20 protein-coding genes are annotated in these 17150 nt (G+C 45.0%); 12 read left to right on the top strand and 8 right to left on the bottom strand.

The window, feature by feature from the left end; all coding sequences use genetic code 11:
• The first annotated feature begins 264 nt into the window (after positions 1 to 264).
• Positions 265 to 984, top strand: coding sequence for a hypothetical protein (locus HWQ47_RS26720; protein ID WP_269968960.1), 720 nt, complete (start codon positions 265 to 267; stop codon positions 982 to 984).
• A gap of 531 nt (positions 985 to 1515) precedes the next feature.
• On the opposite strand, the gene yrfG is transcribed toward HWQ47_RS26720, so the two are convergent.
• Positions 1516 to 2181: a GMP/IMP nucleotidase gene (gene yrfG / locus HWQ47_RS26715; RefSeq protein ID WP_269968959.1), complete on the bottom strand. Its 666-nt coding sequence runs from the start codon at positions 2179 to 2181 to the stop codon at positions 1516 to 1518.
• 76 nt (positions 2182 to 2257) lie between these two features.
• Between yrfG and nudE the strand changes: the two genes are divergently transcribed.
• From nudE to HWQ47_RS26695, 4 genes are all read left to right on the top strand, one after another.
• Positions 2258 to 2803: an ADP compounds hydrolase NudE gene (gene nudE, locus HWQ47_RS26710; RefSeq protein WP_269968958.1), complete on the top strand. Its 546-nt coding sequence runs from the start codon at positions 2258 to 2260 to the stop codon at positions 2801 to 2803.
• Between the two features lie 61 nt (positions 2804 to 2864).
• Positions 2865 to 3677, top strand: a complete 813-nt coding sequence (cysQ, locus tag HWQ47_RS26705; RefSeq protein ID WP_269968957.1) for a 3'(2'),5'-bisphosphate nucleotidase CysQ — start codon at positions 2865 to 2867, stop codon at positions 3675 to 3677.
• Positions 3670 to 4146, top strand: coding sequence for a GNAT family N-acetyltransferase (locus tag HWQ47_RS26700; protein WP_269968956.1), 477 nt, complete (start codon positions 3670 to 3672; stop codon positions 4144 to 4146). Before cysQ ends, HWQ47_RS26700 begins: the two co-directional genes overlap by 8 nt.
• Positions 4136 to 5419 (top strand): MFS transporter, encoded by a 1284-nt coding sequence (locus HWQ47_RS26695; protein WP_269968955.1) that lies wholly within the window; start codon positions 4136 to 4138, stop codon positions 5417 to 5419. The genes HWQ47_RS26700 and HWQ47_RS26695 overlap by 11 nt, the downstream gene beginning before the upstream one ends.
• Before the next feature lie 263 nt (positions 5420 to 5682).
• On the opposite strand, the gene HWQ47_RS26690 is transcribed toward HWQ47_RS26695, so the two are convergent.
• Positions 5683 to 6711, bottom strand: a complete 1029-nt coding sequence (locus tag HWQ47_RS26690; RefSeq protein ID WP_269968954.1) for a DNA-methyltransferase — start codon at positions 6709 to 6711, stop codon at positions 5683 to 5685.
• Between the two features lie 282 nt (positions 6712 to 6993).
• Here HWQ47_RS26690 and HWQ47_RS26685 point away from each other — a divergent pair, with 282 nt between their 5' ends.
• Entirely contained in the window at positions 6994 to 7224 is a 231-nt protein-coding gene (locus tag HWQ47_RS26685) for a hypothetical protein (protein WP_269968953.1), read from the top strand.
• On the opposite strand, the gene HWQ47_RS26680 is transcribed toward HWQ47_RS26685, so the two are convergent.
• From HWQ47_RS26680 to HWQ47_RS26655, 6 genes are read right to left on the bottom strand one after another with little or no spacing between them, the layout of a single operon-like run.
• Positions 7221 to 7637, bottom strand: coding sequence for a hypothetical protein (locus HWQ47_RS26680; RefSeq protein WP_269968952.1), 417 nt, complete (start codon positions 7635 to 7637; stop codon positions 7221 to 7223). The two genes, HWQ47_RS26685 and HWQ47_RS26680, sit on opposite strands and share 4 nt — an antisense overlap.
• A 1-nt stretch (position 7638) precedes the next feature.
• Positions 7639 to 8667, bottom strand: a complete 1029-nt coding sequence (locus tag HWQ47_RS26675) for a hypothetical protein (RefSeq protein ID WP_269968951.1) — start codon at positions 8665 to 8667, stop codon at positions 7639 to 7641.
• Positions 8668 to 8670: 3 nt separating this feature from the next.
• A complete protein-coding gene (locus HWQ47_RS26670; RefSeq protein ID WP_269968950.1) occupies positions 8671 to 9114 on the bottom strand; it encodes a hypothetical protein in 444 nt (147 codons plus the stop codon).
• On the bottom strand, positions 9111 to 9371 hold the full coding sequence (locus HWQ47_RS26665; protein WP_269968949.1) for a hypothetical protein: 261 nt from the start codon (positions 9369 to 9371) through the stop codon (positions 9111 to 9113). The genes HWQ47_RS26670 and HWQ47_RS26665 overlap by 4 nt, the downstream gene beginning before the upstream one ends.
• Positions 9371 to 10393 carry a phage portal protein gene (locus HWQ47_RS26660; protein ID WP_269968948.1) on the bottom strand — a complete coding sequence of 341 codons (1023 nt, stop codon included), beginning with the start codon at positions 10391 to 10393 and terminating at the stop codon, positions 9371 to 9373. Before HWQ47_RS26660 ends, HWQ47_RS26665 begins: the two co-directional genes overlap by 1 nt.
• Positions 10393 to 12177 carry a terminase large subunit domain-containing protein gene (locus HWQ47_RS26655; RefSeq protein WP_269968947.1) on the bottom strand — a complete coding sequence of 595 codons (1785 nt, stop codon included), beginning with the start codon at positions 12175 to 12177 and terminating at the stop codon, positions 10393 to 10395. The genes HWQ47_RS26660 and HWQ47_RS26655 overlap by 1 nt, the downstream gene beginning before the upstream one ends.
• Positions 12178 to 12312: 135 nt before the next feature.
• On the opposite strand from HWQ47_RS26655, the gene HWQ47_RS26650 reads away from it, so the two are divergent.
• From HWQ47_RS26650 to HWQ47_RS26625, 6 genes are all read left to right on the top strand, one after another.
• Positions 12313 to 13350, top strand: a complete 1038-nt coding sequence (locus tag HWQ47_RS26650; RefSeq protein WP_269968946.1) for a GPO family capsid scaffolding protein — start codon at positions 12313 to 12315, stop codon at positions 13348 to 13350.
• Positions 13351 to 13397: 47 nt separating this feature from the next.
• Positions 13398 to 14720, top strand: coding sequence for a phage major capsid protein, P2 family (locus tag HWQ47_RS26645; RefSeq protein WP_269968945.1), 1323 nt, complete (start codon positions 13398 to 13400; stop codon positions 14718 to 14720).
• 12 nt (positions 14721 to 14732) lie between these two features.
• Complete coding sequence (gpM, locus tag HWQ47_RS26640) at positions 14733 to 15458, top strand: phage terminase small subunit (RefSeq protein ID WP_269968944.1); 726 nt, start codon at positions 14733 to 14735, stop codon at positions 15456 to 15458.
• A gap of 90 nt (positions 15459 to 15548) precedes the next feature.
• Positions 15549 to 16010, top strand: coding sequence for a head completion/stabilization protein (locus HWQ47_RS26635; protein ID WP_269968943.1), 462 nt, complete (start codon positions 15549 to 15551; stop codon positions 16008 to 16010).
• On the top strand, positions 16007 to 16507 hold the full coding sequence (locus HWQ47_RS26630) for a phage tail protein (RefSeq protein WP_269968942.1): 501 nt from the start codon (positions 16007 to 16009) through the stop codon (positions 16505 to 16507). The genes HWQ47_RS26635 and HWQ47_RS26630 overlap by 4 nt, the downstream gene beginning before the upstream one ends.
• The gene (locus HWQ47_RS26625; protein ID WP_269968941.1) at positions 16497 to 17150 is read left to right on the top strand and encodes a hypothetical protein; all 654 of its coding nucleotides are present in this window, start codon (positions 16497 to 16499) and stop codon (positions 17148 to 17150) included. Before HWQ47_RS26630 ends, HWQ47_RS26625 begins: the two co-directional genes overlap by 11 nt.

The following is a 17150-nucleotide window of genomic DNA, read 5'->3' as shown; positions in this document are numbered from 1 at the left end:
AACAAGTTTCAAATATCTTTATTAAGTTTAATTCATTGAACTGTATCGGTATTAGGTTATCGGCCTAATACCATAGCTGAATTGGTGTTTATTGCTTGCAGCATGCTTATGTGCAGATACCTCAGTGAGACGCCGCAAGTACGCTCCCTGTAGTCTCTACGATGACATCCATGTCATCGAAGCTCACTGCTGCATCTACACCCGAGTGTTTATCTCTTCGATTTTGGCTAATGGATTCGGCCCCCTTTATCCAAGGAGTAAAGAGTGGATGAATTTTACGAGTTTTATCAAAATAATAAGAAAGAGATTGATCACGAAATAGATCAGATATTTATCTCCTACCAAGCTAACTTTGCTCAAACATACCTAATTCTGGACGGTACAATTGGTTGTGCACAGTATTTAGCTTTACTTGCGTACCCCTCACAAAAGCCAAAAGAAATCTCACACAGAATTAGATTTTTTACTTCGATGATCAGCGCTTATAGCCGAATCTATGATGGCAAGCTTGTATCTATGTTTAAAGAACAGCCAGAAGATATTCAGAATGCATGGTTGATCAAACAGCCTTGGAAGCTAATAGATCAAACAATATCGAAGGGAACACATCGCTTAGAACAGCGACTACAGGCTTACCACGCATACACGGCATATAACAATGCCATTTTGAATAGTGCTGACAAGTCTTTTGAGGAGCTTCTATCTTGGAGTGCTCGTGCATATGAATCTGATCGTTCTAAATTACAAGATCCAAAATCAAGGTTAGAAAACCTCAAGCGTATTATTCATAGGTCAAGTAGACCTGTGTATCACCTAATACATGGTTATTATGAAGAGCACTTAAAGCATTACTCATTAGCTGAACTGTTTGATTTTCATTTTGCTAAGAGAGGACTTCAGAAACCGCTAAAACTTAAATTTACCCCGTCGGAGGTGCTACATTTGGAACTAGCTGAGCGACCATTTGTAGGGCTAAGCTACTGATGTTCTTTTTTGTACCCCTGATTATAAACTAAGAAAACCTCACACTTACACCATGTCTACTTTATGGTGATTACTATGGTTCAACTATTGATTATTCTAGCTAAGCTTCCTACCTACAAATTGATACTCATTCTGTTAATACTAGTAATATTTTTGACCATCAGAATAATTTGATCTGTAAAAAATGAAGCTCAGGGTCAGGTCTTGAGAACAAAGGGGTCGAGAATAAAGCGAGAATAGATGGGTCGTAGCTAATTGCGGTAATCTTAAAGTGAAACTCTTCGAGCGAGAGGCTGGAGCCGAAGTGGCCATTAAACAGAGATGTTGTTGGAACACAGAGTGCCACGTAGAAAATCAACAGCAAAAACTCCAGCTCTTCTCCGTGATCTCCGTGCAGCGCTCCGTGGTGAGAGATTTTTATCTTTGTCTCTAAAATGTAGAGCGAAAGAACAAAGGGGTCGTAGTGATTTAGCTAACGCTACAACTAACCCGTAGAAAATGTCATTAGCGTTCATTTGAACGGCTGACAAATCATTTTGCTAATAGGTCATCCAGTAGGATGTGGAAATCCCCGATTGCAGGGAAATCGCTAAAAGCCTTGTCTGGTTTTTGGCTGTCAGGGTTGGTGATGCCAAGTTGATAACCCACTCCGGCTTTTTTAGATGCGTGTAAGATCGCTTCGCTGTCGTCGATAAACAGGCACCGTGACGGCTCCAAAGAGAACTGCTTAAATAGGTGTCGCCAAAAAAGAGGATGTTCCTTGGGGTAACCGGTTTCATGACTTGAAATCACTTGATCTAAGCCTAGGCCTAACTCTGTTTGCTCAAGCTTTAATGCTAAGCTTTTGGGGTGAGCATTGGTGGCTAAGATACGAGATTTATTCTGCGATTCAAGTGCGTTGAGAAACGGCATGCTGTCCTGTCTTAGCTTAATCTTGTCTGCCGATATTTTATGCAAAGCTAAAATATCTAATCCCAACTCCTGCTGCCAAAAATCAAAGCAATACCATTGCAAAGTACCAAATACTTTGCCATAGGACGACTCAACTAATTTCATGGCGTCTTGTGTGCTAATTCCCTTCTGACAACTGAGTTCATAGGGAACGATTTGCAGCCAAAAATGATTGTCGAAATGCAGATCGAGTAGGGTACCGTCCATATCAAGTAATACAGTATCAATTTTATTCCAAGGAAACATAGTTTGTGTTCTTTGAAGTATTTTGGGTATATGTAGTAAGATTATACTGAAATATCAATTTTAGTCAGGGATTTTCATGAATGACAAGAAGCCAGAGATTTTAGCAGCAGAAATCGTTGCCCAGAGTCGTTTGTTTAAAATTGAGCAGGTGCACCTAAAATTCTCGAATCAGGTCGAACGACATTATGAAAGAATGAAGGGTAATAATGGTGGGGCTGTGATGATAGTACCTGTGCTTAATCGGGATACTTTATTATTAGGTCGTGAATATGCAGCCGGCACTCATAGTTACGAGCTAGGTTTCCCTAAGGGATTAATCGATCCTGGAGAGGAGGCTCATGAGGCGGCAAACCGTGAACTGCAGGAAGAGATTGGCTATGGTGCTAGAAAACTGACTCATTTGATGGAACTCAGTTTAGCTCCGGGTTATTTTGCCAGCAGGATGCAGATATTTATTGCCGAAGATCTTTATGAAAGTAAGCTTGAAGGGGATGAACCTGAGCCGATAGAGCTTGTTCCTTGGCCGATTAAGCAGTGGCAAGCATTACTGGAACAAGAAGATTTTTCGGAATCAAGAAGTGTAAGCGCCTTGTTTTTAGCTCAGAAATACCTAAAACTATAGTAAGAAAATTAGTACTCGTTTAAATCTGTTAAGTAGAAAGTTATAGGCTGTTGGAGCCGTTATGAAGCCAGAAGATTATGTTGAACAGGTGATTGAGATTGCCATGGTGGCGGGTAAGGAGATCCGCGATATCTATCTGAAAGGAACATTTGAAAAAGAGACAAAGTCAGATAATACACCTGTGACTTCAGCTGATATTGCTGCGCACAATATTATCACTGTAGCATTACAGGTATTAACACCAAATATCCCCGTTTTATCCGAAGAGGATGCCAATATCCCTTTTGCGATACGGCAGCATTGGGAGCGATATTGGTTAGTTGATCCCTTAGATGGCACGGGGGAATTTATAGCTGGAAGTGGTGATTTTTCTGTCATTATCGCTTTAGTTGAACACAATCGCCCCATAATGGGTGTCGTCTATGTGCCTATGACCGAGGTTTGCTATTATGCAATTGCGGGCTTAGGTGCTTATAAGCGTGATCATCAGTCAGAGTGCCGCATTATGAGTCGTCAGCTCCCCCAGAGCAAAGATCCTGCCTTAACGTTGGCGGTGAGTCGTCGTCAAGATCCTAAGTCTGTCCTTAAACTGTTTAGTCATGCCAAGCATTGTGATTTGATCGTATTAGGTGGTGCAGCACTGAAAAGTTGCTTAATTGCCGAAGGTAAGGCGGATTGTTATGTTCGTATTGGTCCAACGGGTGAGTGGGACACCGGTGCAGCTCAGATTATTGTTGAAGAAGCAGGCGGGGAAATAATGGATATTAACCTGCAGCCTCTCACCTATAACGAGAGAGAGAGTTTAGGAAATCCTAATTTTATTGTGGTAGGTTCACCTCAATTGGAGTGGGATCAGATCCTAATTAATGAGTGATTTAACACACGTATGCCTTGCTGAAAAGAATGATCTTCAAGGCGTAGATGCTCTCGAACAGCGTTGTTTCCATGACCATAGTTATCCGGACTTTTTCTTTAGACAAGCCCTTGATTGTTGGCCTGCTGGTTTTTTAGTGGCTAAAGATAATAGCGCTAATGTTGTTGGGTATCTATTAGCTACATCCGGGGCTGAGCCTCATCTTTGTTGGCTTTTATCACTAGCTGTTTGTGATAAGCAGCGCGGTAAGGGGATTGGTCGAAAATTGATATCACATTTGTTAGCTCATTTGCCTGCAGGTGTAACTCAACTCCAGCTGACTGTGGCACCGGATAATGGTGCCCAATCGCTCTATCTTAAGCTCGGATTTATACAAACGGGGTTTGAAAGTGACTATTTTGGTGAAGGTGAAGCTAGGTTATTAATGAGCTACTTCAAACCGGAGCAGATCTCGTCGCATGTTTTTTAGTCGCCGTTTTTTCCCCTATTTTGTCACTCAATGCCTAGGTGCATTAAATGACAATGTGTATAAAAACGTGCTGCTCTTGATGGTGGCTTATGCCAGTGTTGAACAATTACCTATGTCGATAAACTTGTTTGTTAATGTCGCTGCAGGTGTGTTTATTCTCCCCTTCTTACTGTTTTCAGCCCACGCTGGTTGTCTTGCCGATTCTAAAGATAAAGCTTGGCTTATTCGGCGAATTAAGTTGGTTGAGCTCGTGCTTATGAGTTGTGCAGCGTTTGCTATTGTGAACCAAAGCTATCTGTCTATGCTATTTTTATTGTTTTTAATGGGAACTCAATCAGCCTATTTTGGACCAGTGAAATATGCACTTCTACCTCAAACGCTAAAACCTGAAGAGTTAGTTCGTGGTAATGCCTGGGTTGAGGTCAGTACTTTTCTTGCTATCTTGTGTGGTACTGTTGGTGCCGGAGTACTGGTATCGAGTGAGCATGCTTTAGCAATCGCGGCTGTACTGGTGGTTGTTTTGGCGGCGATAGGTGTGATTGCTAGTTGGAATATCCCCGCTTTGCCTGCGGATGATGGCGCACAACATCTGCCTCGAAAAGGAAGCTGGAAAATCCTTAAGTGGGTGTCTCAACATCATGAAATTTGGGCTGCAATCATAGGTATTAGTTGGTTCTGGTTTCTTGGTGCTACCTATCTGACTCAATTTCCGAACTTTACCCGGTTATTTCTTTTCTCTGATCCTAGTGTTGTTTCAGTGCTATTAGCCCTGTTTTCATTGGGTATCGCCAGTGGTTCCTTTATCTCGGTACGTTTATCTAAAGGGATAGTTGAGCTTGGAGTTGTACCACTAGGCTTGTGTGGACTGGCTCTATTTGGTATCGATTTTGTATTTGCGATACCAAGTTCGGTGGCGCTTGTGTATGACGCGATCGATTTTATGATGACCACAAACCATTTCCGTCTTATGTTTGATCTCTTTATGATAGGAGTCAGTGGGGGGATCTATATAGTGCCCTTATATAGCTTTATCCAATCTAGGGCTAACTCAAGTGAGAGAGCGCAAGTCATTGCGGCAAATAACATTCTCAATGCCCTATTTATGATCACATCAGCGCTATTAGCCATGTTGGTACTACAGGTACTAGGGTGGCAGATAACGGAGCTGTTTATTTTGCTGGCTGTTGGTAACCTGCTGGTATTGATTTTTCTTTGTGTCAAAGAAGTTGTTTTTTGGCGCTCGGCAATCAATCTCTTACGCAGAAAGAGTTAACTTTTTAATTCTCAATAAATAATAAAGCCCTCAAGAGAGGTCTGCTATATGGGCTTAATCTATTGGTTTAATTATAGTTTTATTTATGCGTTACCACATATTGACCACATGTAACCGTTAGAAAGTTAAAAACGCACCGCAAGGGGCTTAAATATCGCCTTGAAAGCCTTGCTCAGCAAGGAACTGGCAATTCACTGACCACACCTAACCGTTAGGAATGAAAAAACCGCCTTAATTGGCGGTTTTTATTGATTACCGTGCCACTACTTAAAACCGCTTATCGTTTGATTAAAAATCTTTGCATCCATCTCTATACCGATAAACTGTCGCCCTAGCTTCAATGCTGCTTTACCTGTCGAACCGCTCCCCATAAAACAGTCCAGGACTACTTCATCCTCACGACTGCTCGCAGCGATAATATGCTCAAGCAGTGGCGCCGGCTTTTCGCATGGATGCTTACCAGGATAATATGGCACTGATGCAAATGACCATACATCCGTAAATGGCACCTCTTTGATCACCGTAAACGGTCGCCTAAGAGATTGATACTCCGCCTTTAAATCATCGTACTGACGAACTAGCATCAGGTAGTCATGATTTAAGGCAGTAAATCGCCCGGTTAAATCCTCATGTGAAGCTTCAAGCGCATCATGCTCGTACCGTGCGAACAACTCCTGCAGTTGTGCGTATTGTTTCGCGGTCGGTAACTTCCATTGTGAGCTGCTGAACCAATGAGATGACATTTGGGTACTGGTGGCTTTGTTGATCTCTTTAGCCGGTACATTCAGTCGTTCTTTAGCATCTTTAAAGTAATTGATGAGTGGCGCAAACACCTTACCTTTTAAGTCCTGGCACTTGATGTGATAATTCGAGCTCCCTTTGGCAAAGCCTTCCGAATCATAGTGGCCACACATGATGATACGCTCAGTCGCGGGGAAAAATGAGCGTAGCGTTTCTTTGCATGCTCGATTCCACGGGCCGCTTGGCTTGGTCCACACGATATGATTCAGAACATCAAAGCGCTGCTTAAGTAGCAGCTCCGTTTCAGCGCTAAGGCGAGAGCTGCAAAACAAATACAGCGTGCCCGAAGGCTTTAATACCCGCCATAACTCCAAAGCGACACAATCAAGCCAGGATAAGAACTCCTCTTGCGTGGCCCATTGGTTATCCCAAGCATCCCGTTTTACTTTGTAATACGGAGGGTCGGTGACAATCAGGTCAATACTGTTATCTGGTAACGTCTTGAGTGAGGTTAAACAATCACAATTGAGGAGCGTTAGTTTCTTTTGCATTACTGCGTGTTCCAGCGTGGACACTCGGGGTGTTCTGTTCAGTAATAAATTTACAACGTGGGCACTTTATTGTTATATGTCCATGCTCGATATAACACAATTTTTTGCCACATCTGATGCAGAGTATTGGTTTCATTTAATGTCATCACACTGTTTAAATATACAGTATATATCATTTATTATAATGATGAATCTCACCTATATTAAAATAGCATCCCTTGCCACAATTAACTTTCACTGCGACAATGCTCTCAATTCCCCTTCTATAAGCTGAATATGCCGATGCCTGTCTTTAAAGCGATCTGCCCTGTTTGCGACGGCAATAAAACGACTATTCGTACCAGTAAGAGGATCGCCGTTGGCTACCAAGTGCTTTACTGCGACTGTTTAGATGAGAACTGTCTCACTCGATTCAAAGTCGATTCAACCATTGCAGGCGTTATTCACACCATGCGGGGCAATCACGCAGCAGGGTTTGCCCTAGATGATGGCCAATTGTCCTTTAATCTTTAATCCTTATAAGCCACAGTCCATGCCGCACGCAGTGAACGAGTATTTGTCGCCTCACATACTGCACGCAGCGACTTTTTAACCCCGAGCTTTATCGCCAGCGTTCGCAGTGATATCACCAGCGGGGCCACGGTCAACACTTCAACACTGACTTGTGAAACATTGAAATGTGATTGCTCTGTGGTTAACACTTCAACATTTGCTTGAGTAATATCAACCCCGCTGTATGTGGTTAGCACCTCGACACTGGCAACTGATACGGCCATTGGCGATTGCTCAGTCGTTAACGCTTCAACACTCGCTTGAGTGATATCAACGCCGCTGAACGTGGTTAATACCTCGACACTGACTTGCGCCACATCCATGGGCGCTTTTTCAGTCGTTAATACTTCAACGTTTGCTTGCGTAATGTCCATGTTACGTCCGTAAAATCAAGCTAGCGCCGTCATTCAAATCTCGCTCCCAGCTGTACTGAGGATGAGCGACCCCGCGAATAATGTTGGTTCTTAACTCTGCGGTGGCGCCGATAGTGGTCAACGCTGACTCGTTTGATGATCCTACTTTTCCAGCGTTAATCTGCATCACACCACTGCTGTTATCACTGCGCGCCCTGATGTGGTAGTTAACCAGATGAACCGATTGCACATCATTGCTTATCCTATATTTGCCCTTGGCTGCATTCGCGCTTTGTATGCCAGTGCTGTCGTTTAAGTCATTAAGGGCTGTATGCTCAGGCTCTGCGCCTTCCACAGACCAGGATGTTTCTAGCACTTCCGTTAACGGCAAGCACTTTACTTTTGCTGATGCCAATACCACATGATTCGCGGTTGATACTTGAACATGCGTGTAGACATCATCAATCATGATAGCGCCCGATTGTGTGGCCGCATACACGACCCTTAACGGCATGTTGGAGCGCGCTTTACTGGAGAAACCCAGTAGTTGAACGCCATGTAAATACACTCGAGTCCAATAGCTTGTCGATGTGGTTGCATTGGTCGTGGTTCTAAACTCGAAATACAGCCAATTCGCTGGCGAAAATGAGGTGATGTCCGTTGTTTTCAGCACGCCTTGGTGTTTTTCATATAACCACACGCTGCCGGATTTGATGATAAGGGCGGTATAGTCCTCGGTTGCTAACAACTCCGTGAATGTTATCGCTGTATCGGTATAGAACGCGCCACAAATTAACGCCTCATCAGCAGGAGCAAGCTGGGTATACTTGATGGCACAGCCCACAGAGACTCCCCACGGACCGACACGATTATCATCTGGCAAATACTGCAACGTCGCGCCAGGTGTCATTTGCAGGGCTTGCCCTGAGCCTCGCCCCGCAACGATGGTCGCTGCATCCGGTGACGTCACTTTAAACGGGTAGATTTGATTGTTGATACTGTCACCGGCACCCATGGTATCAAAACCAATGGCTAATTCTTGATTAAGCATGTTTTATTCCTCTATATAATCAATTATTTCAAAGTCATGAGTTGCGCGAACGTACCCGTCAACATACACATCACCTCGTGGGAGCCCAATCAGCGGCGACCAGCCAATGGTTAGCGCATCCTGAAAACTTCTACCCGTTCTGACAAATATAAAATTACTGCGCTGTGCTGGACTGTCTAAATCAATAACAGTGAATTTTTGACTGAAATAATGAGTACCTATATCCGTTTCGAACAACAGTTGATAGGTAACTGTATTAATGGGTTCATACAGTGGACGGCCTACGCCATCGCTTACCGTCGTTAATTCACCTGTGCTGGTTGTTAATGTGCATTTGCCATTAAGCTGCGCATGCACCTCATTGTTTAAATCAGCGATTTGTGCCGATAGATGAGTTAAATCCACCACGCTCGATTCATTGCTTAAGCTCGCAATATTCCCACTCATATCAACCTCACGTAACCAACGCCTACCGCGGTGCGGGCATGCATCACTTCATTGGCACCCACCCGAATGGGCAAGGTGCGCACCATCGCATCGAGTAAAATGCCGTCTTGCTCCGGAGGCGTGTTACCCACCTCAGTGACATAGAGATAAATCATCACACCACTTTCAGATTGATTCTGCACCGCGCCATGATGGCCCGTTGAGCCTGGACAAATTTGCCATGAAGTATCCAGTGCCATTTTTGGTTTTGTCGCCATTATTGCGCCCTTATTGGTTGTTCAAATTTGATGTGCATTGTTGATGGTAGGTGCATGTTTATTCCCGCGATGAGTTTATGCATCGGCCTCACTTCATTTTCAAAATACATTTCACCATACTGAAGAGGGTTGCCAAGACTTGAACCCTCCGGCGGTAAAATACCGCTTAGACCTGCCGGGTAGCGATGCGCCACAATCACTTCTTGAGAAGACATTTTTTTTATGCCTTCAAATTCATCCTTGGTTCCAATATTGCCAACAGGGATTAACTGCACCCCTTTTTCCTGTCCGCCTGGTATGTTGATCAACATCGATGAGAAGTTGCCTACCCCGCGCGATTTCTTGAGTGCATCTTCTAAAGCATCTTCTGCTTCGGGCGTTAGATATGGGTCGGTCATATATAAAATGAAGCCCATGTGCATGCCGTTCTTGTAATACCGGCGCCTAAACTGTGTTGCATCTTGCGATAAGAGTGCCGATTCAATCCCTGATAAGTAATCAGGTAAACCATAAATATTTTGACGCGTGTCATAGAGCTTGATTTGATATATCTCACCAGGGCGATACCATGTGCGAGAGTCATCATCATTGAGCCGACAAAAGCGGTCAGCTTTTCCTTTTCTAGTGTACTGAGATAGCACATGGCCAAGCTTAACCGGTGTGCCAAAGGCGTTTCTAAATACCTGTAGATAACCATTGCCAAAGGTGACTAAATCTTTACACAAATTCATCATGTCAAAAAAAGGTAAACCGAGCGTTTCGACATAATCTTTAGACAGCATACGAGTACGTGCCTCAACAATCGCCCCGTGATAGGAGTTCGCCGTCAAGAGTTTTGATAATGCATCAGGCTCTATCGGTGGCGTGTAAAACTGCTCACCCTCATCAAACTCAACATCTGCACATGCAGCAGGATTAGTGGTATCTACTCGCTCAATCCCACCAAACTCGAATGCAGTTGACGACGATTGCTGTAATTCGGTTTCTTTTGCATGGAAATGCTTCTTTCCCTTTTTGGCCATTATAAATTTACTCGTATCGTTGATTGTCGCTGCATGCTGGCATTTAACCCCTCGCATGCAACAGCATGTGCAATTGCGAAAAAATCATCCGCATGCCCCGTTTCTTCTGTTCGGTCAGCGGCGAATGTCATTGTTCCGTGGCCTGTTTGTTTTCGCTTAATCGCCATAAAGGAGGGCGCGATGGTTTCAAATGTCGCTGGCCATTTAAGCCGGCTAGTACTAATCAAATCCATCACTTTCAGTACTAACGTTTGTTTGCTTTGCTGGGTGTATGCAATCTTCATCACCCTTGGGAAAAAGGCTTGCACCATTTCAGCCACACCGCTACCAATACCGCTGCAATCCACACCGATATGTTGGACGTTGTAGCGTTCCGTTAATTTTTTTATCTGTTCGGCTTGATAAGACCAATGAAAGCCCCTGTATTCAAACGACTCAAGTACCCTGAACGCCTCCGCTTTGGTTTGCGGAATACTGAGTACATAACACCTAGCTAAATCGCCCGTTCTTGCGGGGTCGTAACCAATAGCGACAGGGTTGTCGCCATACGGCCGTGTTGACGATAAGTCAACATCTGACCAGCCATTATCTCTAATGCACTTAGTGAGCGCACTCAGTGCAAAAAGACTGTCCGCTTCATCAATAAACTCGCCGCAATAAAGATATTGAAACGCATCTTTACTGCATCTCTCCCGCAAGTCCTCAATATCAATATTAGGGTTGCCGCCATCTACAGCATCTTGCGCTGTAACAACGTAACGCCAGCGCTTATCGGGACACACTTGAGGGTGTTTACGTAGCGTGTCTTTTGAGGGGAATGGAATATCGGCGCGAGTGGCATCGCCTTTCTTCCAGTACGCACCAGACCACACTCGATAAGCGCCATGCTGACGAGTGGATGGCGTTGAAAAAACAGTGATACGGCGGTCTTTTAAGGTACTCATTGCGCCGGCTGTTTCGTAAATCCCCTCGAATTTACCTATCCAACACGCCTCATCGATGTATAAATCTGAACTATAGGATTGCGCGGTATTTCGGTTAGTGCCAATAAAGCGCAATTCGGCCCCGTTGGGTAAGCGAATGGGATCGCCCTTAAGCTCTATGCCAAAATACTTCTCTGCTAGATTGGTAATGTAAGATCTAAATACATAAGCTTGCGCCTTTGACGCAGATAAAAAGGTTTGGTTGCGGCCCGTCTCCACCGCCACATGAAGTGCTTCGCCTGCGGCCTCAAACGTGAAACCGATTTGACGTGACTTAATGGTCCAGCGCTCTTTAAGGTGGCGAGCCTGAAAATGCACCAACTGATAACTGTAGAGGCAACTAATCCAGTCTTGCCAACGTGGATCGTCAATATCTGGAATATCATTCTTTCGTTTTTTCTTTTTCTTCTTATTGCCCGTTTCGCCAGCAGCTGCGCCATAGCCACCGTTCGCAATAGCAGCCTCTCGTTCTCGAAGCGATACATCGTGCTCACGCAGCTTTGCATTAGCAGCTTGCAACTTAATGAGGTTCGCAACAAGACGGTCGATTTCATCAAGTTCTGTTTTCTTTTTTAGATCGCGGTTGGTGAGCTGCGTAATACGCTGTTCTAGTTGTTTTTGTACGCTAAATGCCGATAACAATGTGTTCCAGCATTCGCTATTGATCCAGTTGTATACTGTTCTAACACTATTGATTGAAAGATGTTCAGCAATTTCCTTGGGGGTCAGGCATGCCAAATACAGGTCTTTGGCCTGCTGTTTAATGTCTTCTGAATATCGACTTTTACGGTTTTCTTTCATGTGCCATAGTGTATAGGCGCAAACACGCAACCTCTTGTTTTTAAAGTTGTAAACTCCCACCGTCACAACCTCTCACTCTGCCTGCGGCTCTTATCCTGGCGTATCATCATTGCATCAGAATAGAGGAGTGTAGTTATGCCATTACAAAGTGGCTTTATTGTCATCGGTACTGCCGGTTCAACTGTCGATGGTCGAGAAATTAAAGAGTCTTGGCTAAAAGAGGCGGCTGAAGGTTATGACGCTAGTGTCTATACCGCAGTCCTTGACCTTAACCACTGGGATCCGCGCTGGTATGGCACCTACGGCAAAGTGCTTGAAGTTAAGCTTGGTAAAGATAAAGAAGGCGTTGCCACATTGCTTGCCAATATCGAGCCTAGTAAAAGCCTTATAGGCATGAGTCGCGAGGAAATTCTATTCACCTCAATGAGTTTGGATTTGGATTTTCGTGGCAAAGGGCAATGCTATTTAAAGGCGTTAGCTGTCACCCCCACGCCTGCGGCCGTTGGCACTGAACAACTCAAATTTGCAAGCACACCAAAAGATGGAACGCTCATCACGGGTGATTTTTCACGCACTGATTTTCAATTTAGTGAGGCTGATATGGACGCCGTTGAAGATGATGCCAAGTTTCTTTCACGCGTTAAGCGATTATTTAGTGGTGAACATCACACCCCAAACACAGAGCAGGAATTAGAGATGACAGAAAGTGAATTAGACACAAAATTGGACGGTCGTTTTACTTCGCTAAAAACGGATCTAGCGAAAGAAATGGGGGCATTATTTTCAAAACATAACCCTAAAACCCCGCCACCAAGCGAGCTTGATGCCGCAAAAGCATTACTTGAAAAGCAAGGTTTTTCACTAAGTAAAGCGCCTGACGCCGATGCACTGAAAACCGCCGAAGAACTGCTTAAGTCAAACGGCTACAGCGTTAGCAAAGTAAGCAGTGAAGCTGAATTGCTCGCAGCTCAAGAATTACTAAAAGCGCAGGGTTTCAGTTTTAGCAAAGAAACGCCAACGGGTGACAATGTTCCCGAAGGTGGTGCGGCCGTGGTGACTCGCGCCGAATTTGAAGTGTTTGCGCAACAATTTAAAGATGCCAAGGTCAACGCCGTTAACTTCACCGCAGGTGGTGATAACACCGGTGGAGGCGCTGACCACGAATACGTGTAATTCGAGTTATTTCACTTTCTAATCACTTACAAATTTAAGAGGCCACAATGGCTACCGTATTATTTAAAGATCAAGATACTGAGAAAAAAGTCGCGCAACTTCTTGCTCGCACTCAAACGACTTATAGCTTGAGTAAGCAAGGTGTTTACTTTTCGGTAGATGCACCAAAAGAAACGAAATTACGCTCTGCCATCATGGAAGAGAACAGTTTCTTAAAACGTGTCAGCATGGTTGATGTGCTCCAAATAGCAGGCCAAGCGGTCACTGTTGGCAGCGATAAATTATCAACTGGCCGTGGCGTAGATCGCTTTGCAGGTACAACTCCAGAACTTGATGCCTATGAATACAAGCTATCCGTTGTTGATAGCGTTGTATATATCACTTGGGCACGCCTCGCCGAATGGGCAAACGTGGGCAGTCAAAAAGAGTTCGAGAAGAAGCTATGGGCTTATTTCACTCAACAAATTGGTAATGACATGTTGCGCGTAGCCTGGAACGGCCTCCACGCTGCAAAAATTACCGATCCGATTAAGTACCCTAACGGGGAAGATGTTAACGAAGGTTGGCATGCACGTATTAAACGTGTTGCCCCCGCTCAAATCGTTGGCGCACAGTTAGATGATGCTGACGCAGAAGTTTACTTTGACCCCGACGCCACTCGCGATGCCAATGGTGTGCTGCAATCTGATTACAATACACTAGATGCAATGGCGTCAGACCTAATCAACAACACCTTAGCGCCTGAGTTCCGAGATGCCCCCGATTTAGTGGTGCTAGTTGGTCGCGACTTGATTGCTGCGGCGCAATACCGCCTTTACAGTCAAGCTGATAAACCGACAGAGCATAACGCTGCGCAGCAATTGGATAAGTCTATTGCAGGTCGTGTTGCGTATGTCGTGCCGTACTTCCCTGGTAAGCGAATGGTCGTTACCACGCTTAAAAACTTGGCCATCTACACTCAAAAAGGCACACGTCGTCGCAAGTTAAAAGACAACGATGACAAAGGTCGTGTTGAATCGTTCCTATGGCGCATGGAAGGCAACATGGTTGAAGAGCCGACTAAGTACGCAGCGTTCGATGAAAGCATCGTGGTGATAGGCTCTTACGCCAATAGACCAGACGAGCCGCAAATCACCACAGGATTGATTGAGAAAACCGTCGCCGTTAACACGGAAATCACGCTCTCTGTTGTGGCAACAAACACATCAACTTATCACTGGCGCATCAACGGTCAAACTCATGCAGTGACCGATGAAAACCGCACCGTAATTGAAGCCGGCTTAGCCGCTGGTGAATACGAAGTGTCTGTTGAATGTATTGGCCCATACGGCAACGCATACAGCAAAGCCAAGTTAATTATCACGGCATAAGCGAGTAACCCCATGACGTCACCACTACAAAAACGTAGGCAGCGGATCGCTGTGATTAATGCAACTCAACATTTGCTGTCAGCCAGTGGTGATGTTGACGTGGTTGCTGCGCCGTTAAGCAATAAAAGTGAATGGGATGTGGTGCGCGCATCAATTAAAAAAGATGCCGCGGCCCTTAAAAACATTAAACAAATCGCTGAAAAGAACGAATACAAAGCACGAAATCTTCATCAGTACGCGCACCTTTTTGAACGAGAAGCGCTGCCGCTTGATATTGCCGCCTCGTTAATGGTGTGGCTGTTTGATTGCGGTGACATTCAAAAAGCCATCACATTAGGGCTTCATTGCATTACGCATGGCGGCACTATGCCGGAGGGGTTTAAGCCTGATATCCCCACCTTTATGGCAGACACCCTGTTTGATTGGGCTGAAGCACAATGGCGATTAGGCCAAGGCACCGAGCCTTACTTTAGGGACATGTTTACTCGTGTCACTGGTGATTGGAACCTCTTTGATCAAATCACGGCTAAATACTTAAAGCTGGCGGGGCTAATGGCTTTAGGGGCGCATAAGTTAAAAGTGATCCATGTATCAGAGCCTGAACGCTTATATGCCGCAAAAACATTATTTCAAGAAGCGATGAAGTGCTATAGCAAGGTCGGTGTGTCCGTTCGAATTGATGAGATCGATAAGCGCCTATTGAAATTAGGGCTTCCGCTAGAAGCGGAAACCGAGTAACGACTCCCAACCCACTGTGACCGGACGTATTTACAATCGCCAAGGGGCAAATGTTGCGAATACTGTTCCGGCTCACTCTAAGGATTGAGCATGTTTCAAGATATAAAAGTACCTGATACACCGATTGACGATGTGATCACAAACGATGGTTTCTGGCCTGATGTATCAGTCTCTGCCTTTCAGCGCGAATGCCGAATTCCACCTGAATACAGCATGGAACAACAACGCAACATGTTAATCGCGTCAATGGCTGGCATCGGCATTGAGTTATACGCGTTTCGGGAGCGCTGTTTTAATGATGGTTACACACAACTTTCGGATGTCGGCATGAAAATCGACGGTAAGAGTGTGCATGTGGCGTCATATTACCAGGCTGTTTTTCAGCGGGCTAAAGCAACCTTGCTGGTTCACTTCGCTACATTAGAGCGAAGGGATGAAGCCGCCTCAATAGCGAAAGAAAGTCGCGATACGCACACTGCGCTGATGTCGCTATCACAAATGGCTGTGAGAAACATTCTTGGGCGCACTATCGCCACGGTTAAGTTGTTATGAGCAATGTCACTTACATGGCCGCGTTGGCTACCGTTTATAAAGCGGCGCTAACCAAACACTTAGGCCCAACCGGTAAAGATAAGTTTGATTGCTTTATTGAGGGTGGTTCATTATTGCCGTCATTTAAAGATCTAGGTGATGGCGTGATCGCGGCGCGATTTGTTTATACCTGCGTATTTTCGTTCGAATCGTTACCCGCCGCATTAATTGACCCGCGCATTTTAATGGCGATGACAATGTGTTGGCTTGCTGAAAACGACACTGAGCGTGAACGGCAAAAGCTGGACACACCAGACATTACCGTTGATGCGTACGCCGATGATGACAGCACGTCATTGAGTGACATGGACATTAAAATTGTATTTTCAGAGCCTATCGCAATGCGAGTAACCGACGATGAGAAAGGCGACATCACCTATCGCGGTAAGCAGTGGGTGATCGCGCCTTTTATTATTCATGTTGCGGAGTCTGGAAAGGTCATTAACCGTGGAAGTTGAATTTTCACAAGCTGAAATTGATAAGGCCATGAAAGCCCTTGAGCGTGGACGGTTAACGTTTTCTAAAGAACAAGCGGCATTACGACGAATAGGTAACGCGGTTATTCGCCAGGCTCGAAAAAATGTACGTGAGCAACGAGACGTGAATGGTCGAGCGTTTGCCCCCAGACTTAAAAAGCGTAAGGGGCGGCGGAAAATGTTGCCTAATATTGCCAAAAAACTGAGAAGCAAAAATAACGCCAACAATGTGAATATCGGGTATAGCAACTCACTTACTGGGCGGATCGCTCACACTCAGCAACACGGCACACCATCTGAATCTTGGAATGGTGAGCGAATGTCGAAAGTCAGGGGGCGCTACCGAAACTATGACCGCGCACCATCAAGGCGGCAAGCTCGAATGTTGTTGAAAGCCGGTTACAAAATTAAAAGCGCAAACGGTAAACGCTGGAAACGACCCTCGCAAAAATGGGTGATAGACAACCTTAAAGAAGGTCAGTTATTTGCTATTTGGCGAGCGTTGACCGGGCACGAACCGAGCACGTCATGGGAAATAGATAATGCACCTCGTGCATTCTTAGGGCTTCCCCCCTCGCAATCAGAACACATTATCACTCGCGAAGTATTGCGGGTTATGGAGTAA

It is taken from the genome of Shewanella sp. MTB7 (genome assembly GCF_027571385.1).
Classification (GTDB): Bacteria; Pseudomonadota; Gammaproteobacteria; order Enterobacterales; family Shewanellaceae; genus Shewanella.
This window is presented reverse-complemented; position numbering and strand designations above follow the sequence as displayed.

What these genes read in the sequence shown, in the direction of transcription:
- yrfG (WP_269968959.1), bottom strand. Translation starts at nt 2,181, where the DNA reads ATGTTTCCTTGGAATAAAATTGATACTGTATTACTTGATATGGACGGT.
- nudE (WP_269968958.1), top strand. Translation starts at nt 2,258, where the DNA reads ATGAATGACAAGAAGCCAGAGATTTTAGCAGCAGAAATCGTTGCCCAG.
- cysQ (WP_269968957.1), top strand. Translation starts at nt 2,865, where the DNA reads ATGAAGCCAGAAGATTATGTTGAACAGGTGATTGAGATTGCCATGGTG.
- HWQ47_RS26700 (WP_269968956.1), top strand. Translation starts at nt 3,670, where the DNA reads ATGAGTGATTTAACACACGTATGCCTTGCTGAAAAGAATGATCTTCAA.
- HWQ47_RS26695 (WP_269968955.1), top strand. Translation starts at nt 4,136, where the DNA reads ATGTTTTTTAGTCGCCGTTTTTTCCCCTATTTTGTCACTCAATGCCTA.
- HWQ47_RS26690 (WP_269968954.1), bottom strand. Translation starts at nt 6,711, where the DNA reads ATGCAAAAGAAACTAACGCTCCTCAATTGTGATTGTTTAACCTCACTC.
- HWQ47_RS26685 (WP_269968953.1), top strand. Translation starts at nt 6,994, where the DNA reads ATGCCTGTCTTTAAAGCGATCTGCCCTGTTTGCGACGGCAATAAAACG.
- HWQ47_RS26680 (WP_269968952.1), bottom strand. Translation starts at nt 7,637, where the DNA reads ATGGACATTACGCAAGCAAACGTTGAAGTATTAACGACTGAAAAAGCG.
- HWQ47_RS26675 (WP_269968951.1), bottom strand. Translation starts at nt 8,667, where the DNA reads ATGCTTAATCAAGAATTAGCCATTGGTTTTGATACCATGGGTGCCGGT.
- HWQ47_RS26670 (WP_269968950.1), bottom strand. Translation starts at nt 9,114, where the DNA reads ATGAGTGGGAATATTGCGAGCTTAAGCAATGAATCGAGCGTGGTGGAT.
- HWQ47_RS26665 (WP_269968949.1), bottom strand. Translation starts at nt 9,371, where the DNA reads ATGGCGACAAAACCAAAAATGGCACTGGATACTTCATGGCAAATTTGT.
- HWQ47_RS26660 (WP_269968948.1), bottom strand. Translation starts at nt 10,393, where the DNA reads ATGGCCAAAAAGGGAAAGAAGCATTTCCATGCAAAAGAAACCGAATTA.
- HWQ47_RS26655 (WP_269968947.1), bottom strand. Translation starts at nt 12,177, where the DNA reads ATGAAAGAAAACCGTAAAAGTCGATATTCAGAAGACATTAAACAGCAG.
- HWQ47_RS26650 (WP_269968946.1), top strand. Translation starts at nt 12,313, where the DNA reads ATGCCATTACAAAGTGGCTTTATTGTCATCGGTACTGCCGGTTCAACT.
- HWQ47_RS26645 (WP_269968945.1), top strand. Translation starts at nt 13,398, where the DNA reads ATGGCTACCGTATTATTTAAAGATCAAGATACTGAGAAAAAAGTCGCG.
- gpM (WP_269968944.1), top strand. Translation starts at nt 14,733, where the DNA reads ATGACGTCACCACTACAAAAACGTAGGCAGCGGATCGCTGTGATTAAT.
- HWQ47_RS26635 (WP_269968943.1), top strand. Translation starts at nt 15,549, where the DNA reads ATGTTTCAAGATATAAAAGTACCTGATACACCGATTGACGATGTGATC.
- HWQ47_RS26630 (WP_269968942.1), top strand. Translation starts at nt 16,007, where the DNA reads ATGAGCAATGTCACTTACATGGCCGCGTTGGCTACCGTTTATAAAGCG.